Raw genomic sequence first — 7,604 nt, forward strand, 5'->3', positions numbered from 1 at the left:
CGGCATTAACAGGTTCAACTGCAACGGCTATCTGTGTGAGTTTAGGGGGGTCGAGCATGGGGGCTGGGGCTCTTGTATGTGGTTTGGTTGTTGTAGGGGTTGGTTCTTTTGCTGGTGGGGCTCTTGGTAGTGTTGCTGGAGAAATAGGTGGTCGGAAAATATACGAGATTAACCAATGAGTTTTTTTGAGTTTTTGCACGAGTTTTTTTCCATCTCATGTATTGCTGTCATTCTAGGTATGTTCGTTTGGATCTGTGTATGCCTGCGTTTGGCGTACACATCCGTGGATGAATATCTGGAACTACTGAAAAATTGTTCGGTTGTAGTGAGCCTTACTCCTCTTAGGCAGGGAGGGCCTTGGGGAAGGCTGTTGTTGATGGGTGGAATAACATCAATTGTCACCTTTCCAGGTGTGTACCTTAAGCATGGAGGCGTAAGTGTTGAAGATTTAGAAGCCTTTCCGAAGCCGCTTAAGAAAAAATTCTTTGTGTTGCAATGGACTTTGCGAGGGTTGCTCGCAGTCATGCTTGTGTCTGTGGTAGGTGTTAAAGCAATAGAGTATATGTTTTGAGAGTTGATGGAGTAGTGGGCTTTTACTAATTCTATAGTCCTAGATGAAGCATGTGTCTATAAATGTAGAGTCAGTTAGGTGAGATTGATCAGTGAGTGACTATCCCTTTGATTCAATATTTCTGTGTATGGGGCTGATTGATTTTAGCGCTCTGATCGTCTGGCTTGGAGTAGGCTTATATATGGCCTACACCGACATGGGTGAAATGCTTGAACGACTTAAAAATAGTCCTGTAATTATGAGTAGAGCTTCATTCAAGGATGCTGGGCCGGCAGGCAGGTTGTTTCTAATGGGGAGTGTTATTGGGGTTATAGCTTGGCCTGGAATATATACTCGTGATGGCGGTGCAAGTTTTGATGATGTCAATAGCTTTCCCTTGGGTCTTAAAAGAAAGTTGATGGTCTGGTACCGAGTAGGAGTAGGGCTATTTATATTGCTTATTTTGCTTTGGTGTTTTGGTAAATATGCGGGGTGGGTTAAGTAGAGAGGTTGGTGCCAATTCGTATTGCTTTGCGTTTCAGGCAATAGCCGGTGTGAAGGAACTTCTAGTTTTGTATGCTTTGTCGAAATGATTGGTATGAACTTAATGGATCATACCGATTCATACGTTTTTCATTGCATGTTTTTGAAACAATAAACCAATCAGTCTTTTGCCTAAACCGATTCTCTGTTCGGCTGCGTGATGAAAGCAGGGCTTGAATACTCATGGAGCTTCACCAATGACCCGCACAGGGCATCGGGAACAGCGGAGGTTGAGCTTACTTTCTTTTGCATTCCTCAAGCTCGTCTTGGTTTTTTAATGTTGTAGTTATACCTAGCCGATACTTGCAGTACTGGATAACCAACTGCCGTTCCGTATCACTTAACGCACTCAGTTTTTTGTCATCTGATTCATACGCGAAAATATTTTGAAATTTCATCTGAAATGTCGGGCTTTTCTTGATGAAGAATACTTTTTCCGGGTAGGCGTCTTCCATCTTTTCGTAGAAGCCGATGTAGAGGGCCGCGACGAGTGAGATCGGGAAAATGATAAATAGTGATTTCATGATGAAGGTGGCCGTAATAGTTTGGTCTTGATTCGAAAGTTTCTCACCAACCCCAGCCCAATGTTTCGAGGGCAACTCGTTCAGTCATCAGCCCCTGGTGCCGCCGGGGCGTCTTGAGGCTGAGCCCGATAGGTCTTGTAGAGCTGCTGGACTGCCGGGTTATCCAGGCTCTCGTAGGTGATGTCTTCTTTGTCGAGTCCATCCAGGTCGCGAATGCCGCCGATCATCTGTGGCCACTCGTCACGGCTTGTTATGGTCGTCACGAAAGGTTTCAGGTAGTTGTCGAGGTGTCCCTGGAAAGGCGCTCGGATCTCGTCGCTCAGTGCTTGCAGGTAGTCATCTTTGTTCGTTCTGGACCAATTGATGGCGAATCCGGCCCGGTAGCATAGCTCCATGAAAATCGGATTCTTTGACTTCGACAGGGTCTTTGAGACGTTGATGATTTCGAAGATAGCCGGCCGCTTCGAAGTCACCGAAAGGATCGAAACTCATGCGCTAAGTTTCTTTTTGGCCTGCCTCTTTTCCTGGAGATAGCGTTCCTGAAATGCAAGGGTTTGCGTCTTGCTCAGTGCCCCTTTCTTTTTCAGATTGACCAGTAATCGCTCAATGCTATCCAGCTCGACCGAGTCGCCGGCCAGGCGGGTGATGGTGACAGCCATGCAACTCATGCTGTCAGGCTCAGTGGTGACCTTGTGAGCCTTGGCAAGCTTGCGAACTTCACTGGCAACGCCAGCAGTGGCGGTTTTGCTCATCGAATAGCCCTCCATTAGCCGTCAAATCATAGCATCAACGCCTGCTTGTTTACGTCTGCGCCGAGCTTGCGACCGCCTCGATTTGTTACGCGGTTAAGAGGCGTTAGGGAAGGGGAGCCGAGCGGCTTACCTGGAAGCCCTGGCAGCGTGGCTGGTGGGGGTGTCGCCGCGCAGTCGTGCCTGAGATCTGGCTATGTGAAATCCTACTGATCGATCAAAACAAAAGCCCCGACAAGTCGGGGCCTTTTGCTTTAAGCCGCTGCCGCCAGCTCAGTTGGTGCAAGTAAGCCGTGAATATTTCGGCGGATCGAGCAGAATCCCCGGGGTCATGAAGGTCGAGCAGTTGAACACGCGGCCCTTGGCGGTGGTGGCCTTGAAGTTCAGTTCCGCGCCGCCGAGAAAGTCTTCTTTGCTTTTGGTGACGGGCCCCATGGTGAGTTCGTCGGTCGAGGCCAGGCCAATGGTTTCCGAGGTGACCTTGTGTATTTGCAAGACATTGGGAGTGGTCGAGCAACCCGCCAAGGTACCCGCCAGAAGCAGTAACGCGGGGGCAAAGATGTAGTTTTTGTTCATGGCATATTTTCCTTAATAGTGTTTCGCCCTGGTTATCCTCGATCCTCGACAAGGGGCACGTCGGAAGACGTAAAGCAGGGGATTCTGACCAGCCACCCCCTCTTGAATCTGACTCGGTAGAGTGACTCATTTCAGCATGGCGCCTGGGGCGCGCCTATAGGTCATATGTGCTATTCAGGAGGCCTTCCCAAGCCCGCGCCACTCCTCGGCGCTGTACAACCCTCGCCCGCAAATAATAAAATGAGAAGCATTATCATTAATGCGGATCTGACATGCACGACGACAGCTTTGCCTCGCCCGTCGCCCGGTTGTATGCGAACCATCACGGCTGGCTTCGGGGCTGGTTGCACCGGCGGTTGGGGCACAGTGCCGATGCCGAGGACCTGGCTCACGACACCTTTGTCCGGGTGATGCGTTCGCAGGAGGATGTGCGCGAGTTGCGCCAGCCCATGGCGTTTCTCGCGACCATTGCCAATGGCTTGCTGATCAACCGCTGGCGGCGCCAGGCGATCGAGCGGGCTTACCTGGAAGCCCTGGCGGCGCGGCCAGTGGCCGAGGAGCCTTCGCCGGAAGAGCGGCACCTGATGATCGAAACCCTGTTGCAGCTGGATTCGCTGCTGGTGGGGTTGTCGTCGCGGGTGCGGCAGATTTTCTTTTTGTCCCAGCTCGACGGCTTGACCTACCCGCAGATCGCCGCGCGGTTGAGCCTGAGCGTGGCCCAGGTGCAGCGGGCCATGGGCAAGGCGTTCAGTGTCTGTTACGCGAGCCGTTTTGAATGAGTGGCACTGTGGTCAACCCGCGGGTGCGGGACAGTGCCATCGACTGGATGGTCCGGGCGCAGTCCGGGCTGATGAGTGCCGCCGAGCACCAGGCTTTGCAGCAATGGCGGCAGGCGAGCGCCGAGCATGAATATGCCTGGCAGCGGGTCAGCAGTTTGCCGCTGTTGCTGCAGCCCGGGGCCAATCTGTTGGCCGATGCCACGGCGCGCCGGGCACTGGAGTCGGCGGGGGCTGATCCGCAGCGACGTCGGCAGGTGCTCAAGTGCCTGCTCGCCCTGGGGCTGCTCGGCGGGATTTCCTGGCAGGGCGCGGATTCCACTCTGGTGCGTTCGGCTCTGGCGACTTACCGCACGAGTATCGGCGAGCGTCGGCGCTGGGCCCTGGCGGACGGCGGCTCGCTGTGGCTGAACACCGCCAGCGCGGTGAACCTGGAGCTGACCCCGCAACAGGGCAGGCTGCAGTTGATCGAGGGCGAAATGGCGCTGGATGCGCGGGCCGAATCGCCGGCTGTGCAACTGCTGACCCCGGACGCGGTGCTGTACGGCCGTGGCGCCAATCTGCTGGTGCGCCACGATCGGCAGGGCACCCAGGTGACGGTGTTGCGCGGTCTGGTGCAGGTCAGTGCGCGGCACCATTGGCTACCGGTGCCGCTGGAGGCCGGTTGGCAAACCCGGGTCGACAGCCAGGGCGTCGGGGCGCCGAGCCGCGTTGATCTGTTGATGGCCCAGGCCTGGCTGCGCGGCATCTTGCCGGCCGAGCGCATGCGCCTGGACACATTGCTGGCTGAACTCTCGCGCTACCGCCCGGGCTTTTTGCGTTGCAGCGCAGAGGTCGCGGCCTTGCGCGTGACCGGCAGTTTCCGGCTGGACGACACCGATGCCGCGTTGGCGCTGGTGGCCAGTACGTTGCCGGTGCGCATCGAGCGACGAACCCGTTATTGGGTGACTGTGGTGCCGGCCTGAAACTTTTTTTCTCCGGGGCGATAGTTTTTTCGATCTGGCTTGGCCTTCAGGTATGACCCACTGGGACAGGTGGGTGCCAACCCCTAGGAGCCTTGCATGATTTTCCCCGCCCGTGCCTTGTGTACCCGTACCTTTGGCCTGCTTTTCCTCAGCCTGCAGCCGCTCTGCGGCGCGGCCGTGTTCGCGGCTGGCGAGCGCCAGCACTACAGCATCGACGCCGGCCCGCTGGACCAGGCGCTGTCGCGCTTCGGCGTGCAGGCGGGGATCAATATGGCGGGCAGCGCCACGCTGACGGAAGGCAAGCGCAGCCAGGGCCTGCAAGGCGATTTCAGCGCGGAGGCGGGCCTGGCGCGGTTGCTGGCGGGAACCGGCCTGGGCTATCAGCGCCAGGTGGACGGCAGCTTCGAGTTGTATCGGGCGGGCGGGGCGGTGGTGCTGCCGTCGCAGAAGGTCGTCGGCGAAGACCTCGAGCAGAAGGAGGTGTATTCGGCGCCGCGATCCTCGCTGTACATCTCCGGCGAGGACCTGCAGCGCTTTGGCGTGATCTCGGTCGGCGACGTGCTCAAGGGCCAGCCTGGGGTGCAGGTCGGCGACAGCCGCAACGGCGGCGGCCTGGATGTGAACATCCGCGGTATCCAGGGCCAGAGCCGGGTGGCGGTGACCGTCGACGGTTCGCAACAGGCGCTGGATGTCTATCGCGGTTATGCCGGCACCCAGCAACGCAGCTACATCGACCCGGACCTGATCAGCGACATCGCCATCGACAAGGGCCCGAGCCTGACCTCCAGCGCCATCGGCGGCACGGTGAAGATGCGCACCCTCGGCGTCGAGGACATCCTGCAGGACGGCAAGAACATCGGCCTGCGCTTGAAGGGCGATCTGTGGAACAACGGCGTCGCTCCCGCCTCGCGCGATAGCCACTCGATGACCGAGGAGCTGTTCTCGGAGCCGCACCGCAGCCGTGGCGGCCTGTTCGGTTCGAAGGCCGAGTCCGGCAGTGCTGCGTTCGCCTATAGCCATGAGTTTTTCGACCTGGTGGCGGCCTACGCCCACCGCAACCAGGGCAACTATTTCGCCGGCAAGAAGGGCCAGGACCGCTATCGCACCTATGACCGTTACGGCGACGAAGAGACGAGTGTGGCCACCACCTATAACGCCGGCGAGGAGGTGCTGAACTCTTCTTCGCAGACCGAGTCCTTCCTGCTCAAGACCACCCTGCGCCCGGCGGACGGCCACACTTTCGACCTGGGCTATCGCCGCTACGACGGGCACATCGGCGAAATCATGCCGTCGGACATTTTCCGTTTCGGTACCGGCGGCATCTATCAGTATCCGCTGGGCCATACCAAGATCGACACCTACACCGCGCGCTACCACTACCTGCCGGACGGCAATCCGCTGGTGGACCTGACGGCCAGCCTGTGGATGACCGACGCGCAAACCAGCCAGCTGACCTCGGTGGCGGCGCCGGCTTCGCAAGCCTATCGCTCGGACCGCAAATGGAGCCGCCAGGCCGACCGCCGCATTGGTGGCGACCTGGCCAACACCTCGCACATGCAGAGCGACTATGGCGATTTCAAGCTGGACCTGGGCGGCTCGTTCCAGGTCGAGGACCTGCGCCCGCAAAAAAGCGTGGTCACCACCCAGCACGACATCAATGCCAACCGCATGCTGCGCGAAGGGGAGCGGCAGGAGTTCAGCCTGAACGGCAAGCTGGAGTACAAACCGATCGACAGCCTGACGCTGTGGGGCGGCGGGCGTTACACCTACTACCGCACCCAGGATAAGGTCGCCCATGCGACGGCGCGTCGGGAGGAGCGCGACTTGCGTTACCTGAGCGTTTCCAACGAGCAAAGCTACGGCAACATGATGTGGTTCCCGGACTCGAACGGGCAGTACACCGACGCCACGGATCCGCGGTTGAACAACGGGATCGTGTTCAAGAACACCAACTATCCGTTCGAGGGTATTCGCTACAACGACTTCGGTGCGACCGACTCGAGGGTCTATCCGTCCGAGGTCGGCGAGGTGGTCAGCGGTTATGACTATTCTGGAAAGAACCGCAACAGCGGCGGCGCCTTCGCCCCGGCATTCGGCATCAATCTCGAAGTGGCGCCGGACACCTTCGTCTATGCCTCCTACACCCAGGGCCTGCGCATGCCCTCGCTGTTTGAAACCAGCCAGGGCGTGTTGCAGACCATGCCGGGCAAGGGCCTGAAGCCCGAGCGTTCCAGCAGTTGGGAAATCGGCGCCAGCACCCTGCACAAAGGCCTGCTGCTGGACAACGACTCGGCGGCGATCAAGCTGGCCTACTTCAACAACAGCATCAAGAACTACATCACCCGCTACTACGACCCGAGCCCGGGCCTGATGGGCCTGATGCGCTTCAGCAATACCGACAGCTACAAGACCAGCGGCCTGGAGCTGCAGTCGCACTATGACGCTGGACGGGTGTTCGCGGACTTTTCGTCCACCTACTACCTGAAGACCGAAACCTGCGACTCGGCCTTCGCCGCGCGGCTGCGGGCCAGCAGCAATCGCTATCGGGACCTGAGCAACACGCCGGACTGTACGCCGGGCAGCTTCATGGGCTCGTACTCCAACACCCAGAACCCGCCACGCTTCTCGGCGAACCTGACCTCGGGCCTGCGCTTCTTCGACCAAGCCCTGACCCTTGGCGGGCGCGCCACCTACAGCTCCGGCCCGACGGTCAAGGCCGACGAGAACTGGCAGACCGGCGCCACCACACCGCAGCTGGTCTACCGCGAGGTGGCGCTGTTCGACCTGTTCCTCAACTACAAGTTGAAGGAACACACTCAACTCAGCGTATCGCTGCAGAACCTGACCGACCGCTACTACCTGGACCCGCTGGCACAGAGCTTCATGCCGGCGCCGGGGCGGACGTTGCGGGTGGGGGTGGT

At 58.3% G+C, this 7,604-nt stretch carries 9 protein-coding genes and 1 pseudogene; 5 read left to right on the forward strand and 5 right to left on the reverse strand.

The features are described 5' to 3' along the window. Positions 1-175: 175 nt before the first annotated feature. Both DK261_RS30655 and DK261_RS33005 read left to right on the forward strand, forming a co-directional pair. On the forward strand, positions 176-571 hold the full coding sequence (locus tag DK261_RS30655) for a hypothetical protein (RefSeq protein ID WP_110177298.1): 396 nt from the start codon (positions 176-178) through the stop codon (positions 569-571). A gap of 91 nt (positions 572-662) precedes the next feature. Next, on the forward strand, positions 663-1,055 hold the full coding sequence (locus DK261_RS33005; protein ID WP_146218563.1) for a hypothetical protein: 393 nt from the start codon (positions 663-665) through the stop codon (positions 1,053-1,055). A gap of 274 nt (positions 1,056-1,329) precedes the next feature. On the opposite strand, the gene DK261_RS30660 is transcribed toward DK261_RS33005, so the two are convergent. The 5 genes and pseudogenes from DK261_RS30660 to DK261_RS30680 form a co-directional block, all read right to left on the reverse strand. Next, a complete protein-coding gene (locus tag DK261_RS30660) occupies positions 1,330-1,692 on the reverse strand; it encodes a hypothetical protein (RefSeq protein ID WP_371923121.1) in 363 nt (120 codons plus the stop codon). A 5-nt stretch (positions 1,693-1,697) separates the two neighbouring features. Beyond that, positions 1,698-2,018, reverse strand: a pseudogene (locus DK261_RS30670) (cell filamentation protein Fic); the annotation flags it as partial. Next, entirely contained in the window at positions 1,954-2,109 is a 156-nt protein-coding gene (locus DK261_RS34010; RefSeq protein WP_371923124.1) for a hypothetical protein, read from the reverse strand. The pseudogene DK261_RS30670 and the gene DK261_RS34010, both read right to left, overlap by 65 nt. Beyond that, positions 2,106-2,369: a hypothetical protein gene (locus tag DK261_RS30675; protein WP_016702880.1), complete on the reverse strand. Its 264-nt coding sequence runs from the start codon at positions 2,367-2,369 to the stop codon at positions 2,106-2,108. Before DK261_RS30675 ends, DK261_RS34010 begins: the two co-directional genes overlap by 4 nt. A gap of 270 nt (positions 2,370-2,639) precedes the next feature. Continuing rightward, on the reverse strand, positions 2,640-2,942 hold the full coding sequence (locus DK261_RS30680; protein WP_009048294.1) for a hypothetical protein: 303 nt from the start codon (positions 2,940-2,942) through the stop codon (positions 2,640-2,642). A gap of 272 nt (positions 2,943-3,214) precedes the next feature. Here DK261_RS30680 and DK261_RS30685 point away from each other — a divergent pair, with 272 nt between their 5' ends. The 3 genes from DK261_RS30685 to DK261_RS30695 form a co-directional block, all read left to right on the forward strand. Continuing rightward, the gene (locus DK261_RS30685) at positions 3,215-3,721 is read left to right on the forward strand and encodes a sigma-70 family RNA polymerase sigma factor (protein ID WP_009048295.1); all 507 of its coding nucleotides are present in this window, start codon (positions 3,215-3,217) and stop codon (positions 3,719-3,721) included. Beyond that, entirely contained in the window at positions 3,718-4,683 is a 966-nt protein-coding gene (locus DK261_RS30690) for a FecR domain-containing protein (protein WP_110177300.1), read from the forward strand. Before DK261_RS30685 ends, DK261_RS30690 begins: the two co-directional genes overlap by 4 nt. Before the next feature lie 96 nt (positions 4,684-4,779). Further along, a partial coding sequence (locus DK261_RS30695; RefSeq protein ID WP_110177517.1) for a TonB-dependent receptor occupies positions 4,780-7,604 on the forward strand: 2,825 nt, incomplete at its 3' end.

The organism is Pseudomonas sp. RW409 (assembly GCF_003184125.1).
GTDB lineage: Bacteria > Pseudomonadota > Gammaproteobacteria > Pseudomonadales > Pseudomonadaceae > Aquipseudomonas > Aquipseudomonas chlororaphis_I.